Annotated in this window: 14 protein-coding genes; 7 read left to right on the top strand and 7 right to left on the bottom strand. The window is 65.9% G+C overall.

The window, feature by feature from the left end:
- Positions 1–109: 109 nt before the first annotated feature.
- Positions 110–1,030 carry a carbon-nitrogen hydrolase family protein gene (locus ACWKWX_RS23215; protein WP_416425252.1) on the bottom strand — a complete coding sequence of 307 codons (921 nt, stop codon included), beginning with the start codon at positions 1,028–1,030 and terminating at the stop codon, positions 110–112.
- An 86-nt stretch (positions 1,031–1,116) separates the two neighbouring features.
- On the opposite strand from ACWKWX_RS23215, the gene ACWKWX_RS23220 reads away from it, so the two are divergent.
- Positions 1,117–2,049 (top strand): LysR family transcriptional regulator, encoded by a 933-nt coding sequence (locus tag ACWKWX_RS23220; protein WP_416425253.1) that lies wholly within the window; start codon positions 1,117–1,119, stop codon positions 2,047–2,049.
- Here ACWKWX_RS23220 and ACWKWX_RS23225 read toward each other — a convergent pair.
- Positions 2,029–2,283 carry a hypothetical protein gene (locus tag ACWKWX_RS23225; RefSeq protein WP_416425254.1) on the bottom strand — a complete coding sequence of 85 codons (255 nt, stop codon included), beginning with the start codon at positions 2,281–2,283 and terminating at the stop codon, positions 2,029–2,031. The two genes, ACWKWX_RS23220 and ACWKWX_RS23225, sit on opposite strands and share 21 nt — an antisense overlap.
- 131 nt (positions 2,284–2,414) lie before the next feature.
- On the opposite strand from ACWKWX_RS23225, the gene ACWKWX_RS23230 reads away from it, so the two are divergent.
- The gene (locus tag ACWKWX_RS23230) at positions 2,415–2,732 is read left to right on the top strand and encodes an ElaB/YgaM/YqjD family protein (protein ID WP_416425255.1); all 318 of its coding nucleotides are present in this window, start codon (positions 2,415–2,417) and stop codon (positions 2,730–2,732) included.
- A 69-nt stretch (positions 2,733–2,801) separates the two neighbouring features.
- Here ACWKWX_RS23230 and ACWKWX_RS23235 read toward each other — a convergent pair whose 3' ends face one another.
- The gene (locus ACWKWX_RS23235) at positions 2,802–3,833 is read right to left on the bottom strand and encodes an Ldh family oxidoreductase (RefSeq protein ID WP_483829028.1); all 1,032 of its coding nucleotides are present in this window, start codon (positions 3,831–3,833) and stop codon (positions 2,802–2,804) included.
- Positions 3,834–3,990: 157 nt separating this feature from the next.
- On the opposite strand from ACWKWX_RS23235, the gene ACWKWX_RS23240 reads away from it, so the two are divergent.
- From ACWKWX_RS23240 to ACWKWX_RS23250, 3 genes are all read left to right on the top strand, one after another.
- Positions 3,991–9,027, top strand: a complete 5,037-nt coding sequence (locus tag ACWKWX_RS23240; RefSeq protein WP_483829029.1) for a dermonecrotic toxin domain-containing protein — start codon at positions 3,991–3,993, stop codon at positions 9,025–9,027.
- Positions 9,028–9,176: 149 nt separating this feature from the next.
- On the top strand, positions 9,177–10,160 hold the full coding sequence (locus ACWKWX_RS23245; RefSeq protein ID WP_483829030.1) for a FecR family protein: 984 nt from the start codon (positions 9,177–9,179) through the stop codon (positions 10,158–10,160).
- Between the two features lie 135 nt (positions 10,161–10,295).
- The gene (locus tag ACWKWX_RS23250) at positions 10,296–10,655 is read left to right on the top strand and encodes a fe2+ zn2+ uptake regulation protein (RefSeq protein WP_483829031.1); all 360 of its coding nucleotides are present in this window, start codon (positions 10,296–10,298) and stop codon (positions 10,653–10,655) included.
- Between the two features lie 122 nt (positions 10,656–10,777).
- On the opposite strand, the gene ACWKWX_RS23255 is transcribed toward ACWKWX_RS23250, so the two are convergent.
- Positions 10,778–10,966, bottom strand: coding sequence for a hypothetical protein (locus ACWKWX_RS23255; RefSeq protein ID WP_416425260.1), 189 nt, complete (start codon positions 10,964–10,966; stop codon positions 10,778–10,780).
- A gap of 153 nt (positions 10,967–11,119) precedes the next feature.
- Between ACWKWX_RS23255 and ACWKWX_RS23260 the strand changes: the two genes are divergently transcribed.
- Together ACWKWX_RS23260 and ACWKWX_RS23265 are read left to right on the top strand one after the other, a co-directional pair.
- The gene (locus tag ACWKWX_RS23260; RefSeq protein WP_473003129.1) at positions 11,120–11,287 is read left to right on the top strand and encodes a hypothetical protein; all 168 of its coding nucleotides are present in this window, start codon (positions 11,120–11,122) and stop codon (positions 11,285–11,287) included.
- A 287-nt stretch (positions 11,288–11,574) separates the two neighbouring features.
- Positions 11,575–11,967 carry a Mor transcription activator family protein gene (locus ACWKWX_RS23265; protein WP_416425262.1) on the top strand — a complete coding sequence of 131 codons (393 nt, stop codon included), beginning with the start codon at positions 11,575–11,577 and terminating at the stop codon, positions 11,965–11,967.
- Positions 11,968–12,026: 59 nt separating this feature from the next.
- Here the strand turns inward: ACWKWX_RS23265 and ACWKWX_RS23270 are convergent, their stop codons facing one another.
- The 3 genes from ACWKWX_RS23270 to ACWKWX_RS23280 all read right to left on the bottom strand — a co-directional run bounded on the left by ACWKWX_RS23270 (position 12,027) and on the right by ACWKWX_RS23280 (position 18,153).
- A complete protein-coding gene (locus ACWKWX_RS23270; protein WP_483829081.1) occupies positions 12,027–15,701 on the bottom strand; it encodes a translocation/assembly module TamB domain-containing protein in 3,675 nt (1,224 codons plus the stop codon).
- An 8-nt stretch (positions 15,702–15,709) separates the two neighbouring features.
- A complete protein-coding gene (locus ACWKWX_RS23275; protein ID WP_483829032.1) occupies positions 15,710–17,437 on the bottom strand; it encodes an autotransporter assembly complex protein TamA in 1,728 nt (575 codons plus the stop codon).
- 65 nt (positions 17,438–17,502) lie between these two features.
- On the bottom strand, positions 17,503–18,153 hold the full coding sequence (locus tag ACWKWX_RS23280; protein ID WP_416425265.1) for a GNAT family N-acetyltransferase: 651 nt from the start codon (positions 18,151–18,153) through the stop codon (positions 17,503–17,505).
- Positions 18,154–18,268 lie beyond the last annotated feature (115 nt).

The raw sequence follows: 18,268 nt of genomic DNA on the forward strand, positions 1-18,268 counted from the left end.
TGGCCAACGCCTCCAGTCGGCCCTGGCGCTTTATGGGGCACACAATCAAGATCAAAGGCCGCACGGGATCAAGATCAACAGCGGAACGCGGTGCGGCTCTTGGCTCACTTTAAATAAATTTCACCCCCGGACGCGGCGTTTCATCCACCACCAACTCGAAGACATCCGGCCGCGAATAGTGCCCAACCACGTCGAAATCATAGCGAGCACGCACTAAATCCTCACTGTCGATTTCAGCCACCAGCAACCCTCGTGCCCCCACCAACGGCCCCGCCAGCACATCCCCCAACGGCCCGATAATGACACTGCCACCATTGATCAACGGCCGTTCCGACGGCCAGTTGGCCACCTCGGTGCCCAGGGCCGCAGGCGAATCCTGCACCTGGCAGGCGCTGACCACGAAGCAGCGCCCCTCGCAGGCCACGTGGCGCATGGTCACCTGCCACATCTCGCGTTCATCCACCGTGGGCGCGCACCAGATGTCCACGCCCTTGGCATACATGGCCATGCGCAGCAGCGGCATGTAGTTTTCCCAGCACACCGCGCCACCGATGCGCCCGGCCGCGCCTTCCACCACCGGCAGGGTGGAGCCGTCGCCCTTGCCCCAGATCAGCCGCTCGGTGCCGGTGGGCATGAGTTTGCGGTGCTTGGCCACCAGGCCCTGTTGCGGACAGAAGTACAGGACGGTGCAGAACAGTGTGTGGCCGCTGCGCTCGATCACCCCCAGCACCAGGTTGGCGCCGGTGCGCTGGGCAAGGCCGGCCAGGGCCTCGGTTTCAGCGCCAGGCACGTCGATGGCGTTGGCGTGGTAGCGGGCGAAGGCGTCGCGGCCCTCGGGCAGGCGGTAGCCCAACTGGGTGCCGAAGGTCTCGCCCTTGGGGTAGCCGCCCAGCAGCGCTTCGGGCATGACCACCAGTTGGGCGCCGGCGTCGCGGATGGCGTCTTCGTAGCTGAGGATGTGCGCCAGGGTGTCGGCCTTGCCGCCGGGCAAGGCGCCGATTTGCAGGGCGGCAACGATGGATTTCGACATAGCAGGTAGCTTCCGTGTGCAGGACTGTTTGCACATTGTCGGCGGCTGGTGAATCATGAATAAAGCCCCATTCAATTCTGAATGATATGAACCAGATGAATATCGTCGACGTCGATCTCAACCTGCTGAAAGTCTTCGAAGCCTTGCACGACGAAGTCAGCGCCAGCCGTGCGGCCCTGCGCCTGGGCGTGACCCAGTCGGCGGTGAGCGCGGCGTTGCGACGCCTGCGCGAGGTATATGGTGACCCGCTGTTCGTGCGCACCGGGCGCGGCCTGGCGCCGACCCTGCGGGCCAACCAGTTGAAGCCGCTGATCAGCGAGGCGCTGAACAAGTGCAGGCAGAGCCTGACCTTGCTCGATCCCAACGCCAGCGACTACCGGGGCCGCGCGGTGAGCCTGGGGCTGTCGGATGATTTCGAGATTGCCTTCGGCCGCGCACTGATCGAGGAAGTGGAGCGCCGGGCGCCGGGGCTGCGCCTGATCTTCCGGCAAACCCACACGCAGATCGTCGCCCAGGCCCTGAGCGAGCGCACCCTGGACCTGGCCATCACCGCCGGCGGCTTCAACGAACGCATGCTCAGCCGCCAGGTGTTGGGTGAAGGCGATTACTTGAGCCTGGTGGACCCGGCCAGCCTGGCAGCTGGGCAGGCCGAGATTGAAGTGGACGAATTCGTCGCCCGTGAGCAGATCCTGATTTCCTCAGGTGGCTTCATCGGCATCATCGACGAAGCCCTGGCGGCCTTGGGCCGCACCCGACAGGTGCAGGCCTCGACCACCCACTTCGCCGCCCTGCCCTACCTGCTCAAGGGCTCACGGGCGATTGCCACGGTGCCGGCGCATGCGGCGTGGCGCATTGCCCAGGTGTGCGGGCTGGCGACCCTGCCCTGCCCGTTGAACCTGCCGCGCTACCCCATCGAAATGGGCTGGCGCACCCACGCGCAGATCGACCCGGCGCTGCTGCGCGTCCGCGAGGCCATCAGTGCCTGCGTGGGCGATGCGTTACTTGTTGGCGGCCATTAGCCGGTTGACCTCGGCACGTACCATGTTGGCGTACTCAGGCGGCGACATGCCATCAAGCTCTGCGCGTACCCATTCGGCCCAGCGGCCCTTGCGCTTGGACTTCTCGCTGATCAGGCGCGCGGCGTCGGCCTTGGCCTTGCCCAGGTTGGACTGCCAGAGGTCGAACAGGCGGGATTTCTCGTCCTCGATCATCGCCCGCTCGGCGAGGCTCATGTTGGCCAGATTGAAACTCATGGGGTAACCCTGCAGCGTGAAAATTGGCCGCTATCTTACACTGTCGGGCAGCCGGACCTGAACACCGCTGCAACTTTCGCCCACTGCTGCAATCCATTGTTCACTGCCATCAATTACCAGGAGCAACGCATATGGCCCGTAAAACTGCCTCGCAAGCCGCCGATCAGATCAAGGATCAAGCCTTCAGTGAACTGCAGGCGCTGATCGAGGAATCCGAAGCCCTGCTCAAGAATGGCGCGGAACTGGTGGGGGAAGAAGCCGAGACCTGGCGTGAACAGGTTGGCTTGAAGCTCAAGCAAGCCCGGGAGTCGGTCAGCGGCGCTCGCGACCGTGCCCAGCCAGTGGTGGAAGCCACCCAGGAATACATCGGTGGCCACCCCTGGCAGACCGTGGCCATTTCCGCCGGCTTCGGCCTGGTGGTGGGCCTGCTGCTGGGCCGCCGTTCGTAACGGGCGCGCAGGACGCCGCCTGACGGCAGCTGCTACACACTTCCCCCGTAGCAGCGGCCGCAGGCCGCGTCATTCACGCAGCGCCAGGGCCTGCAGGCGCGCCAACTCTTCCACGCCAATCTGCACACCTTCCTGTCGGGCCTTGGCCCGCGCGCGATAACGCCGCTCCCCGGCCATCCGCGTTACCCCCACTTCCTGCATGCGCTCCACCAGCTCGCGACTGCGCGCGGCGAAGTCATTGCCGGCCGCCTTGCTCGGGTCGATGACAATGATCAGCTGGCCGGTCCAGGGCGTCTGCGCCCCAGGGTGCTGGCTCCAGTCGAAACCAAAGGAGAAGTTGCCACCCGTCAGCGCAGCGGCCAGCAACTCGACCATCATCGACAACGCCGAGCCCTTGTGCCCGCCGAACGGCAACAACGCACCGCCATCGAGAATGGCCTTGGGATCGGTGGTGGGCTGGCCGTGGCGATCGACGCCGGTGCCGGGCGGCACGACCGTGCCCTGGCGCGCGGCGATCTGCACGTCGCCATGGGCCAGGGCGCTGGTGGCCATGTCGAAGACGATCGGATCATGGCCTTCACACGGCGCGGCGAAGGCAATGGGGTTGGTGCCGAACAGGGGCTTCTGGCCGCCATGGGGCACCACGCAGGTCATGCTGTTGACCACGCTCAAGGCCACCAGCCCCTCACGGGCGAAAGGCTCGACATCGGGCCACAGCGCGGCGAAGTGGTGCGAATTGCGAATCGCCAGCACCGCGATGCCGGCTTCACGCGCCTTGGCCAGCAGCAGCGGCCGGGCCGCCGCCAGGGCTGGCTGGGCGAACCCGCGCGCAGCGTCCACACGCACGAATCCCGACGCCACATCTTCGACCACCGGCACCGCTGCACCATCCACCCAGCCGCTCGCCATGGACGACACATAGCCCGGCACGCGAAACACGCCGTGGCTGTGGGCGCCGTCCTGCTGGGCGGTGGCACAGTTGTGCGCGAGCACCTGGGCCACCGAGGCCGAGGCGCCATGGCGCTGGAATATCTGGCTTAGCAACGGCACCAGCTGGTCGAAGGCCAGGGTCGTGGTATGTGGAGTGTCGACAGCAGGCATCACAAGCTCCTAGCAGGGGGGATAGCCGATTAATCACACCGCCCCCGCTCCCGTGTCAATAGCAGAGGCGCCGGAGGGGCGGTGGTACACAACTAACGCCGCCAACAGGCATGGAAAAACTACTTTGGGCGCCCATTTCGCGGCAATTGGAGCCGTCATGCCTACCCCTATCGTTCATGTGCCGTTTTTCCACCCCGACCTGCTGCGCAGCCGGTTTATCAGCAACGTCAGCCAGGCCTTCAGAGACGAACGCCTCAGCCAGGTGGAGCACGACTGGCTGCTGGCCGACAAATCGCCTGATACCTTGCGCGTCGACCAACCGCTGCTGGCCCCCGACCAGCGCCTGGACCCGCAGCTGGCAGGCGCCATGGTGTTCAGCCACCCCGACCCGGCAAACCCCTCCGTTTACCTGTGGACGCTGCTGGACGGCATCCAGCCCTTTACCGACCGCACGGCCCTGGAGACTCGCCTGCGCACATTGCAAGGGGCGCCGCAGGCGCAGTTTGAACTGGAGCAGGTGCAGCAACCCTTGTTCGACAGCATCAGCGCCACCTATGTGTTGCAACGCGCCGACCACCTGGCCGAAGCAGCCCGCTGGTTCGGGCAACTGCCCGCGCTGGACAGCCAGTTGCAGAACCGTGTGAAAGCAACCCTGACAGCGCAATACCCAGGCAAGGCCAACGACCCCGATAATGTCTGGCTGCAATACGTCAACAAGCAGGATGGCAACGTCAGCCAGACCCTTACCCTCGCCGAATATCACCTGCAAGTGTTCGCTGGCCAGCAAGCGCACAGTGAACAGCACCTCAAGTGGCTGCCCCATGACGACCAGCCAATGAGCGACAAGGCCCGCGATGCGCTGCAGGCGACTCTCGACGGCAGCTTCGCCGCCGTGCCCGATAGCTATGTCAAGGCCCTGCAGGAGGCCTGGCAGGCCCAGCGCGCAAGCCTGGCCCAGTTGTATGGCGCAGCCTTCTACCAGGCCTTGCTGCAAGCGCGCGCCAACGGTCAATTGCTGGGCGACCACTGGCCCTGGCTACGCGCGGCCCTTGTCGAGGGCCATGCCTGCGGGCTGGCCCTGGCAGAACATGGCGAATCCACGCCACTGGTGACCGTGGCGGGTGCACTGCTGATCGCCGACCCTGCCGGGCCCTCGGTGTATGTCTACGATGGCCAGGGCGAACTGCAGCGCCACGCCAGCCGTATGTCGTTGATGCTTTACCTGACCACATTGCCTGAAGCGCCTGCCGCCGTGGCGCGAGCCGACCATGAGGCATGGGCAGGGCTGGCACGCCCGCAGCTGCTGACCCCGCCCTTGGGCCCTACCCCGCTGCTGGCGTGCATGGACGCCATCGCCCAGTGCCAGGCGCGTAACCTGCGCAGTTGCCTGCAGCAACGGGGTGGGAGCCCGGGCCGCGCCATGGTGCTGGTTGACCAGGCCCTGGACGTTCGTGGGCTGCTCGACCAGCGTCTGCTGAACCTGGACCCAACGCGGCGCTGGCGGCCATTGCCGCTGCTGCAGCAAGGCGTGCTGCTGGCGCGGCCCGGCGCGCTGAAACAAACCGCCCAGTGGATGAAGCAACTCCACGAGTTCAACAACCGCCACCAAGCCTTGCGGGGCGGGACTGCCGACCTGGAGGAAAGTGCTGCCGATGTACTGGACCCGGCCTTGAGCGTGATCAGCGCACACCTGTCGAGCCAGTCAGTGACCTTCGACCTGAGCGCCCCGGGGGACGAACAACCGCTGTGGGTCAGCCTGGCGGACGTCCTGGTAGAGCGCGTCAGCCGCCCCGAAGGGCGCCCGCGCTGGCTGCCAGCGGCCCAGGAGCAACACGGTGGGGCGCTCCAGGCACTGCCGAAAAGCCTGGTGACAGCGCTGCTGAACCACGCAGGCTCACGCCTGGACAAGACCTTTAACACGGTGCTGGAAGCCGACCGCGGCTTGCGCCTGCAAGGCCTGTGGGCCTGGCCCCAAGCCGAATCCCGGCAGATCCGCGAGGGCCTGCTGCGCCTGGAGCTGGGCATGCAACGGCGTTTTGGCAAGCTTGCGGCCGGCGCCCTCGACCAGTTGCAGCAGGTATTGGACTATCCATTGGAACATCAGCGCCCCGCTGGGACGGGCCGGGCCAAGGCCCATGGTGTCAGTGTGCGCTTCAACGACCGGCCCGAGGCGGTGCTGAGCAACGTGTTCGTGGTACACACCGACGGCGATGATTCTGGCCAGGTGCTGCTCTGGTCGGTGCTGGCAGGCGTGGAGGTATTCAGCACCCGCACCTTGCTGCTGCAATCGCTGGGGGACCGCCTGCGTACCCCGCCACTGAACGTCGACTGGCTGTCGTTGTTGCCACCTGACGATGATGAAGCCTTGAGCCGGGCGCTGGGCCGCACACCCGAGGTGCCCCTGAGCCTGTCGACCTGGCCGATCACCGATTCGGTGCCCCGCCGGTTGCAACTCGATGAACGCCGACGTCAACGCCAGGCCGCCCGCAGTGCCTATCAACTCACCTGCACACTGCGTTTCAGCGGTGAGCTGGTTCGCCGCTACGTGCACCTCACCGCGGTCAAGGACGCCCTCACCACCTACCTGCAGGGACTGGATACTGCCCTGGACTACTGGCACCTGAAGACCACCCTGCCAAGTTGGCTCACCGATGCTTCCTCCCAGGAGCTCACCACCTATACCGCGCTGGTTGGCACCTGCGCGCGCCTGCAGGCATTGGGCGAGGACTATCTGTTCGACATCCCCGACCTCAGGACCTTCACCCGTGGGCGCGTGACTGAAAGGCTGCAGCAGGACTTGGGCGACAAGGCGCCGCAACCGGACGATGTGCTCATCACCCTGCGCCACTTTACCCCCGGCCTGGTGGGGGCCGGTGAAATCCCCTCGCAACTGCCTGCCGCTACCCAGGTGCAACGCGAGACCCTGACCACCGCCGCCATCGACCAGTTGACCTTGCTGCCCGGTACGCCTGCCATCCTCGAGATGACCGACGCCAGCCCATTGCCGGCGGGGCTGGACAGCGACTACGTCCGCAAGATGGTGGCCAGCCTCGACGTCGCCAGCCAGTATCGCCAGCTGCTGGCCACCCGCCTGAGCCCCGACGATGCCGACTACGCGACCCGACAGTTGCGCTACAGCCGCCAGCTGACGGCAGAACTGATCACCGCGGCCTATCAGCAAAAAATGGCGAAGCGCCTGAGCGATACTGCGTACCGCTATGTGGCGGCCGTGCTGACCATGCCCGATGCCCTGGCGCGGCAACCCTTGGCCGGTGTCGATGTGGTGATCCGCCCCCTGCAGTTTCAAGCCGCCAGCTACCTTGACCCGGACACCGCGACAGGCATGCACCTGATAGGCCCCAAGGACATCACCCACGGGCCACTGGTGCTCTACACCCCCTACAACGACCAATCGATGTTCCGTGAGTACGCCAACGCCGACGACCTGCTGGCCAAGTTGCGCGCCGACACGGCCATGCAGACCGAAGTCATCGCCCAACTGGACCCGGCCATCAGCAACCGTTACGCACGCCACGGGTTTAATCACCCCCACTTGCCCATGCTGGGTGAATCGCCCCTGGACGTGGAACTGCGGCCCGATGGCACCCAGCTCCACGCCGCCGACCCGGTCGCCGGCAGTGCGTTGCACTACCTGTTCCGGGATAACCTGGCGGTATTGAAACGCGTCAACAAGACGGCCACGGTGACCACCGAGGAAGCAAACTGGACGACCTTCCGCTACCTGATGACCCTGGGCATCGAGCAGGGCTCGATCCTCCTGCCAGGCTCCCTGGCCAAAGTGCTCAACCTGTGGCAGAGCGAGAGCTGGTTCCAGGCTTCGATCAACGCCGCGTCCCGGCAACGCTGGGGCGAAGCCTTGACCGACTTCGTTGCAGCCCTTGGCCTGCTCGCCGGCTCGGAAAACTCTGCCGAGCACATGATGGGCGTCGGCCGCCGCCTGTGGCCCGCCGCCCCGCGCCCTGCGCCAAGCCTGCCGGCTATTCCGAACTTCCGCCTGGAGGCGGCGAAAATAGAGCGCATCAGCCTGTTCGAGGCACAGGGGGTAGACCTGCGGCGCATGACCTTCGACGCCACCCGCAACGTCTATGTCTACGCAAATGAACTCTACGTAGTGATACAGGGGCGCGTATGCAAGGTGCGTGAGGAAAACGGCCAGTGGTTCCTTACCCGCGACCAGCGCGAGGGGCCACGCATCGAATGGCAGGCGAGCGGCGCTTGGGAACTGGTGATATCGGTGCCACCGTTGAGCAACGGCTACAACATCCTGCGCATCCTCGACCAGCATGGCACTGACCAGCAGATCAACCGTGTATTCATCACCCAGTACAAAGGCATGGCGCGCTTATTTACTGGCGACCCCGCGAAGGCCCAGCAGGTGTGCGCAGCCCACGCCCAAGCCTCCCATTACCTGATAACAGCCCTGGAGAACCTCAATGCCCGCCAACCGCAAAAGTCGCTGCCGGCCCGCACCGAATCGCTGTTGATGGACATGTTTGGCGTAGCCGCCACGACCCCGAAACTGCTGCACCAGGTGCGTCGTGCCCTGACCAGCGTGCTGTCGGGGCTGCAAGAGCGGTCGCTGGAACCGCTCAATTCCCAGCGGCTGATATTCGGCCTGAATCGGCCAGGCTACACCCGCACTCATGGTTTCGTGTTTCGCGGCGATCACCACCGGCGCATCTTCCTGACCGAACAGTTCTTTCAGCTGGACTTCAGCATCCTGCTCAACGTCGATCCGCTCAAGCGGGTGATCGACCCGTTACTTCACGCCCAGGCCACCACCCTGATTCATGAAGTGTCACACCAGGCCAACCGCACCACCGACATCGCCTACCTGAACTCCGGCTACCCGCCGGTCGATACCCTGTACAACACCAGCGCCGGCCAGCAATTCTTCATCCAGCAGCTGAACATGCACCGGCGCGGCCTGTCGCTGCAGACGCCTCATAACCGGCTGTTCAAGGTGGAAGACCGAACGAGCGGCGTGCTGCGTGATCTGGCCGACGCGGACGGCAAGGGGCTGGAGCGGGTGTACAAGCACACCGCAACCACGGAACTCGACGCGGCAAGGGAGGTGTTCATGCTCGACCCGTTGCGCCGCGCCCAGGTGATTCTCGACAACGCCGACTCCGTCACCCTGCTGGCAACGTCGCTGGGGCGTGAGCTCTGGTAACCCGCTTGCGCCAGCCCCCTGGCCACGGCAGCAGGGGGCCTCGATAAACAATAAGTGCGGGTCTATAAGCGAATTGCCATGATTGCGGGTTCCAGCCATTCGAGGCCAGGGGTTAGAATGGCGCATTGCTTCTGGAGCCTGCCATCGAAATGCCCGCCACCCCTGACCACTCTGACGCCATCACCGAGGCCGCCGCCCAGTGGTGCATGCGCCTGCACGCCGAGGATTGCTCGGCCCAGGAGCGCGCGCAGTTCGAACAGTGGCTGGGCGCAGACCCCTTGCACGCCCGGGAATATGCAGCCATGGCAGAGATCTGGACCCTGTCCGATCAGCTGCCGCGGCCTGCGCCAGCGGTGGTGGTGGCAATCCCCGCGCGCCGTCCTGCCCTGCGGCGCTGGGCCGTGGCTGCGGCCATCAGCGCCGTGGCACTGCCCCTGGCGGCCTACACCGGCTGGAGCGCCGGCTGGCTGCCGGATGCGTACCAGCACGAGACCAGCCAGGGCGCCCTGCGCCACGTGGTGCTGGGCGACGGCACCCGGGTCGAGCTGAACCTGGACAGCGAGCTGAGCTACACCAACTTCAAGGACCACCGCCAGGTGCGCCTGAGCCGCGGCGAGGCCTTCTTCGAGGTCACTCACGACGCCCAGCACCCCTTCGTGGTCAAGGCCGCCGAGGGCCGCATCAAGGTCACCGGCACCCGCTTCAACGTGTGGAAATACCAGGACCAGGTGCGCGTGACCCTGGTGGAAGGCTCGGTGCTGGTGAGCAGCATCAACGCCGACCCGGACGGCGGTTTCCGCCTGGGCCCGGGCATGCAGGCGCGCTACAAGGCCGGCGACTACGAGCCGCAGCTGAGCCAGACCTACGCCGGCGACAACAGCCTGGCCTGGCGCGACGGCAAGCTGATCCTCGACAACCTGCCGCTGGCCGATGCCCTGCCGCTGATCAACCGTTACCTGGAAAAGCCCCTGGTGCTGGGCGACGACCACAGCGCACACATCCGCATCGGCGGCATGTACGACACCTCGCGCATCCGCAACCTGGTGGCCAGCCTGCCCAAGGTGCTGCCCATCTACCTGACCCAGAACAACGAAGGCAACACGGTGCTCAACAGCATTCCTGCCCAGCCTTGATGTGAATCTTTTCCAACCTGTACACGGGGAAATCACGAATTTTCCACAGTTGGGGGTTCATGATTCAAGCGGTCCATTCGTCCTATACGTAGGAGCGATATTTCACCGGACCAGCTCTGGAACAGGAGTTTTCCCATGCACAACTCGCCAATGCCCACCCCCGCCCTGGCCGCAGCGCGCCCGCAAACCGCGGCGCAGCCCTTGCCCGAGCGCTGCAGCAACAGCCAGATCAAGGTACTGCTCAAGGCGTATGGCCTGCGCACCAGCCTGATCCGCCTGAAGGTGATCGACGCCCTGCTGGGCGCCGAGCGCGAGGGCCGCAGCATTGGCGTGCGGGCGGTGCACACGCACCTGCAGGAGCTGGACATCCCGCTGTCGTTCCTGAGCGTGCGCGAGGTGCTCAAGCGCCTGGGCAGCGAAGGCGTGATCGAGATGCACCCCGACAAGACCTACGGCCTCAGCGAGCACGCCCTGGGCATGCTGCGCCCGCATTGATCTCCACGGGTGTAGCCGCTGCCGCAGGCTGCGCTGGCCCGTTTGAACCCAGAAGATCTTCAGCGAGGCATAAGGCCAGCGCAGCCTGCGGCAGCGGCTACGTTGTTGTCATGGCCCTGCCGTCAGGGCTTGACCTTGCGGCGCATGATGCCGTTCAACACGACCACTACCACGGCGACGCCAATGGCGATGTACTGGAACAGTTTCTCGCTGATCAGGCCGTCCTTCTGCATCCACGACAGGCCCAGCATGATGGCCAGCACGGCGATGGAAATGAAGACGGAATAGATCAGGCGTTGCTTCTGGGTCATGGGGTACTTCCTGGTTCATTTGTATCGAATGGGTGTCAACAGCCACACCAAGCACATACCCGATCGCGGGGATGCGCCGGGGTTTTCAGGGTCTCATAGTACAGTGCCCATCCTGCTTTGTGGACGGGTGCTTCACTCTATGAGGATTTACCCATGTTGCGTCGAATCACTCTGCTGATTCCCCTTCTCATGATCGCATCGCTGAGCGGTTGCTGGATGTTCATGCCACCAGGCGGTGGCGGCGGTGGCCACGGTGGCGGTGGTGGCGGCGGTTTCGGTGGCGGCCATGGTGGCGGCCCCGGCTTCATGCAAGGACGCTGATTCCGGAAGCGAGCCTGCGGGCTCGCTTTTTCCATGCCCGTGGCAGCTTTTTTTATCCCTCCCCCATGCTTTCAGCACCCTCACGCTAGCGGCTAAACGCCACAACGCCTGTTTCTGCGCCCCTCCTCCTTGACACGCCGATTCGCACTACACAACAACGCCCATTTTCCTACCGCACACATCACCGTTGCCGTCTGTAGCTGCGCGCGATACGCCTTAGAATTTGCCTGGCACAACCCCCTATCTGGAAGGGCATCCAGCTCCTTCGCCATTACAAGGACGTCAGCATGGACATCAATGACCTCAAGCAAGTCGATATCAGCCAACTGCCCCATTCGCTGCAACGCCTGATCGACTGCATTGGCGTGGAGAACGCCTATCACCTCACCTGCCTGTACGGTGGGCGCCCCAAGTACATCCCCAAGCATGCGCAGCGCACGGCGCTGGCCAAGCACTTGCCGCCCGAAGCCCTGGCACGGCTGATTGAACGTTTCGCCGGGCTGGCGCTGGAGATCCCCAAGGCCGATCACTTCAGCCGGCAATTGCGCAACCGGCAGATCCAGGAGGAAAGTTCCAAGGGCAGTTCACGCAGTGAGCTGGCGGACAAGTACGGCCTGAGCCTACGCCAGATCGGCAATATCCGTCGCCAGGAAGCCGCGGCCCTGGCCGACCCGTCGTAAGCCATGGCAGCGGGTCCCGTAGCCGCCCACGGCGACTACGGGTTTGTCGAAGGCAGCGGTCAGAAATCGCGCTTGTAGAAGATATCCAATGAGCTGGCCACGCCGCTGGCCACTTCCACGTACACCTTCTTGCTCAGCTTGTAGCGCAAGGCAATGGTGTTGGCGGGCTCGAACACCCCCACGCCGTAGCGCAACGTGAGCTTCTCCGACAGGTTGCCGCTGGCCACCACGCTGGTGGTGGTGCCGCTGCCCTGGGTGTCGAGTTGGAAGTCCTGGATGCCCAGGTCCTTGGCCAGCGTGTCGGTCACCTTCGAACTGCCCGCCAGCCCCAACCCCAGCGCCGCCTGGGCGAGCATGTTGTTGTCCTCGCCGGTGGTGCTCAACGGGCGCCCCAGCACCAGGTAGGACAGCGCCTGCTCCTGGCTCATGGTGGGTTCGGAGAACACCTCGGTGGTCGGCTGTTCGGCGCTGCCGCTCAGGCGAATGCCGGCGATCACGTCATCGGTCTGGCGAATGGCTTCGATGTCCAGGTACGGCTGGGCGATGGGCCCGGCGAACAGCAGCCGCGCGCGGCGAATGGTCAGGCGCTGGCCATAGGCGCGGTAGCGGCCGTCGTTGAGGTTCAGCTCGCCGCGGGTGTCGAGGTTGTCACCGATGTGCAGGTGGCCGGCCAGGTTGGCGCTCAGGCCGAAGCCGGTGAAGGTCAGCTTGTCCTGCCCCACCTCGACGTTGATGTCCATGGCCATGGCCATTGGCGCGGCCGCAGGCGGCGCCTGGTGGCCGATGATCACCGTGTCCTCCGAGACCTTGACCGTGGACGGCGGCAGCTCGCGCACGGTGATCGCCCCCGTGGGGATCAACACCTTGCCGGTAACCGCCAGCTTATCGTCGGCCAGCACGATGTGCAGGTCAGGTGCGGCCTCAAGCTCGGCGTAGGGTTCGACGGTGACCGGCAGGCGCGTGCCCTTGAGGCTGATGTCCGCCGCCAGCGCCTGGCCCCACTGCAGTTGGCCGCCCAGGCTGCCCTGGCCGGCCTTGCCGCTTTTCCAGTCGCCCTGCAGGTGCAGGCTCTCGCCGGCGATCTGTGCCTGCACCTGCAAGTCGGTGAAGCTGACCGGCAGCTGCGCGCCAGCGATCTCGCCGCCGCTGAGCTTGACCGTGCCATTGACCTGCGGGGCCACCAGGGTGCCGGCCAGCTGGCCGCTGCCGTCCAGGCGCCCGGCGAGTTTCTCGACCATGGGCGCAAACGGCCGGGCGATGCCGATGTCCAGGCCCTGCAGGCGGAAATCGCCGCTCAGTGGCTTGTTGCGGGCCAGCGGGTCGATGCGGGCGTTCACCTGCAGTTGCCCCAGGCGCTCGCCCTGGAACTGCAACTGGGTGTCGATGCGCCGCGGGCCCAGGGTGCTGCTCAGACGCAGGACCTGGTAGGGGAAATCCAGCCATTGGTCCTTGTCCTTGAGGCGCAAGGTGCCACCGCTGGCGTCCACCAGCACTTGGCCCTTGGGCCCGCTGGCGGGCAGGTCCAGTTGCAGGTCGGCGTTGAGCAGGCCCTGCCAGGCGAAGTCCTTGGGCAGCCATTGGGCCAGGCTTTGCAGCGGGAACTGCTTGAGGTGGTAACGCAGCTTGGGCTCGGGCATCAGCCGCTGGTCTTCGCCACACAGGCTGGCGCCGCCCGACTGGAAGCAATGGGCGCCCAGGTTGAGGGTGCCGTTGGCCAGCCGCTCCAGCTTGGCGGGGCCGGCCAGGCGCCAGTCCTGGCCGCCGGCCTGAATGTCGGCGCTGGCCAGGCGGCCGCGCCAGTTGCCCTTGTCCAGGGTGCCGTCGAGGGCGGTGGCGAGCACCAGTTGCGGGCCCTTGAGGTCCAGTTGCAACTGCTGCTTGCGCAGGTCGCCGGCGGCCTTGGCGGTCAGCGTGCCCAGGGCGGTTTCGCCGGCGCGAATGCCGGAGGCCGTCAGGGCCAACGTACCCTGCTGGGCCTTGCTGAGCGTGGCCGCCAGGTCGATGGCCTGCAGGCGGTTGTCGCCCAGGCCCAGGCCCTGCCCCTTGAGGGCGAACTCGCCCTGGGGCGCCTGCAAGGTGCCGGCGGCATCGATGCGGCCCTTCAACTGGCCCTGCAACTGCGGCCACAGCTGGCCCAGGCGTGGCAGGTCGAGGTCGATGCGCCCGGCCAGGCGCTGGTCCAGGCTGCCGCTGCCGTTGATGTGGTTGTCGCCCAGGCGGATGTCGAGGTTGGCCAGGGTCCAGCGCTGGTCGGCGCCCTGGGCCTTGGCCTGGAGCACCGCCGGCTGGCCGCGCAGGCGGCCCTTGAGGTCGAGGTCGGCGTCCAGTTGCAGCTTGCCGCCGGCCAGCTCGCCCTTGCTGCGCAGAGGGCCCGCCAGGTTGCCGGGCAGCTCCGCGACCCAGAACGCAGGGTCCAGGTTGCTCAGGTCCAGGGCGGCGTCCCAGCGCACGGCATCGGCGAAATACAGCTTCAGGCTGCCGCTGGCGGTGCCCTTGCCGGCCGCAAGGTTGAGCTGGGGCAGGAATACCGCGCCCAGGTCGCCGCTGAACGGGCTGGCCAGGCTGAAGGCGCCGGCGGGGCCGTTGAAGTCGCCGCTGAAATTGCCCATGTACTTGCCGTTGCGGTACGCCACTTCAGTGCTGAAGCGGTGCACGCTGACCTGGGGCTCGGCGACGTCGGGGTACAGGTGGTGCCAGGGGAAGTCCAGCCAGTCCAGGCGCGCGTCGGCGCTCAGGCCGCCCTGCCAGCTCAGCTGGCCGTCGAGCTTGACCCGCTGGTTGTCGTTGGCGCCCAGTTGCAGGCCCTGGACCTTGGCGCCCTTGGCATCGGCGACGCCGGTCAGGGCCAGGTTCATGGCCTCGCCTTCGGCGGGCAACTGCGCCTTGCCGACGATCTGGTAGCCCGCCTTGAGGTCACCCTTGGCGCTCAAGTCCAGCTGGTTGAGCTGCAGCGTGTCAGGCAGGCTGGGCGCCGCCTTGAACGCAGCGGAGACGATATGCAGCTGGGCCGGAAGGTTGTCGGCCAGCGGCTGCAGCTCGCCGCTGACAGTGGCCGGCAGGTAGCCGCTGCTCTGGCCGTGCAGCTGCAGGCTGTCGAGCAGGTTGCCGTCGATGTCCAGCGCCAGCTGCCACGGCTGCTCGCCCACCTTGGGCAGTTGCAGCTGGGCGGTGGCCTTGAGCGGCCAGCGCCCGCCCGGGGCGATGGTGCCGCTCAGGTCCAGGGCCAGGTCGTCGCGCTGGGCGTGCAGCGAATCGATGCGCAGGCCATCGGCGGTCCATTGGGCGGCCAGTTTGAGCTTCTGCACCTGCTCGCTGCCGTCGATGGACAGGCTACCCAGATAGATCTCGCCGACTTGCAGCTTGATCGGCAGCTTCAGGTCCGGCAGTTGCAGCGGCCCGCTGTTTTCGGACGGCGCGCTGGGCGGCAGGGTCAGGCTGATCTGTTCCACTTCCAGGCGTTCGATGCACAGGGTCAGGTGCAACAGGCACGAGGGCGACCACTCCAGCAACGGCGTCTTGAGCAGCAGGCGCGTGCCGCCCTGCTCCCAGCGCACCTCGTCGGCGCTCCAGTGGCCACCCAGGTGGCCGCGGAAGTTGTCCACCGCAAGGCCCGGCACCTGGGCCAGGGCCCAGCGGCTGCCGCCAGTGGTTTCCAGCACCAGCACGGCGCCCGCCACCACCAGCCCCGCCACGACGGCCACGCCGCCACCGGCCCACAGCAGGCCGCGTTTCAACACCCGGTTCAAAGCTCAGGCCCTATGGAAAAGTGAATGCGGAAGCCGCCCGGGTCTTCCAGGGCGTGCGCCAGGTCGACGCGAATCGGGCCCACCGGGGACACCCAGCGGATGCCCACGCCGACGCCGGTCTTGAGGCTGGGCAGCTCCAGGTTGTTGAACGAGTTGCCCTGGTCGACGAAGGTTGCGATGCGCCATTTCTCGGCGATGGAGTACTGGTATTCGACGCTGCCGGCCACCAGGTAGCGGCCGCCGATCTTGTCGCCGTCGGAGTTTTCCGGCGACAGGGTCTGGTAATCGTAGCCGCGCACGCTCTGGTCGCCACCGGCGAAGAAGCGCAGCGACGGCGGGATGGCCTTGTAGCCGTTGGTGAGGCTGCCGCCGAACTGCACGCGACCCAGCAGGCGATGGTTCTCGCCCAGGGTGGTGAGGCCCTTGAGCAGGACGTTGCCGTGCACCAGGTTGGCATCCGAGCCCAGGCCTTCCTTGGCCACCTGGGTGTCGAACTGCAGGCGGTAGCCGTTGTGCGGGTCGACCTTGTTGTCGCTTTTCAGGTACGAGTAGCTGATGCCCGGCATCAGCAGCGTGCTCAGGCCGCTGTCGTTGCCCAGGCGGTATTCCTCGCGCTGCCACTTGAGCGAGATCACCCGCTGCCAGCCGCTGGGCAGTTTGCTGTGCCATTCGGGGCCCACGGTCAGCAGCTTGCTGAGGCTGTCGGTGTCGGCGATTTCCTCGTACTGGTAGCCGGCGGCCCAGCGCAGCTTGTCGGTGAGCGGTGGGTCCAGGGGGCGGTCGTACCACAGGCCGATGTTCTGCCGCGGTGCGGACACCTCGGCCTCGGTGCCGTAGCTGTCGCCGTGGGAGTTGACCCAGTGGCGCGTCCAGTTGGCCTTCACCCGCGGGCCCACGTCGGTGGAATAGCCGGGGCCGATGCCGATGGTGCGCGGCTTGCGGGTCTTGAGTTGCACGTCCACCGGTATCACCTGGCCTTCGGCGGAGGTAGGCGCGGCGTCCACGCGCATGCTTTCGAAATAGCCGCTCGATTGCAGGGCCTGGTTGAGCTCGGCCACCAGCTGCGAGTCATAGGGGGTGCCGGGCTTGAACGGCACCATGCGTTGCAGCAGGTCGTCGTCGAACGGCGTGTCGCCTTCGAAATGCACGGCGCCGAGGGTGAAGCGCGGGCCACTGTCGTACACCAGCTCGATGTCGGCCACGCCGGCGACCGGGTCCACGGCCAGCCGCTGCTGGGTGAAGTGGCCCTGGAAATAGCCGTAGCGCGAGGCCTGGTTGAGGATCAGCTGCTTGGCGTCCTGGTAATGGCCGTGGTTGAGCACGGCGCCGGGGCGCAGGTCAGCGCTGTTGGGCAGGCGGAAGCCCTTGAACTGGCTGGCCGGCCCTTCGACGCGAATGGTGACGTTGCGCAGGTGAATGGGCTCGCCCGGCTCGATGCTCAGCACCAGTTGCGGGTTCGCGCCGTCCTTCACCCGGCTGGCAATGTGCGCCTGGTAGTAGCCCAGGGCCTGGGCGGCCTTGGCGGCCTGCTCTTCGGCGCCGTGGCTGAAACGCTCGAGGGCTTCGGCGTCACGGTCGCCGAGGCTGCCGATGTAGCCTTCGACATTGGCCTTGAGCTCGGAATTGGCTGGTTTTACCTGTACCACCAGTTCGCTTTGCGCGTGCGCGGCAAAACTCGTGAACAGCAACACCAGACCGCGGGTAAATCGTCCTGAAAACTTCATGGCGCGGATGCTATCACGGTAAAGCGGCGTTTTAAGAGCGGATCGGCCCTCGCAAGATTCTGATTCTAGACACGAATGTGTTCCAAATGTTGCGGGCTTGCATGAAAAAACACATGTTCGCGGACCGGTCCCACGGCAATCTCGCCAATTTCCTCGTAGCCCTGGCGCTGGTAGAACGCCAGGTAACGGGGGTTGCCGGTGTCCAGCACGACCCCGTCGGAATGCTCGTCATCGGCGCACCAGTTGTGCACGGCGGTGAGCAACTGCTCGCCAAAGTGATGCCCCTGGTACTGCGGGTGCACCGCCAGCAGGGGCAGCACATGCACCGCTTCGCTGGGCAGGCAGGCCAGCACCGACTGGTAGTATTCCAGGTAGCGGCGCGTGCAACCCAGGCCGGTGCTGAGCAGCATGCGCAGGCGCCAGGCCCAGCTTTCGGTGATGCCCAGGCGGCGCTGGGGCGGTGCGATCAGGGCCACGCCCACCAGGCGGTCTTCATGCAGCAGGCCGATGCCGGGCAGGTCCTGGAAGAAATGCTGCTTGACCAGTTCGCGCACCGTGGCCCGCACCCGCTGCTCGTAGCCTGTGCGGTCGGCCTCGAACACGTAGGCGAAAGTCGGTTCGTGGCGATAGGCGTGGTACAGCAGCGAACGCACCTCGCTGGCGTAGCCGCCGTCCAGCATGACTACCTGGGCTGTCTCGGTGGCAGACTGGGACATGGTCAAGCTCCTGTGCACACGGCGCCGCTTGAGTGCGGCGCGTTCTTGTATTGGGGTACGGCAGGGTCGCGAGGTTCCATCCAACTGGACCTTAGCAGTGCCGGCCCCAGCTCGC

The organism is Pseudomonas imperatae, assembly GCF_057128625.1.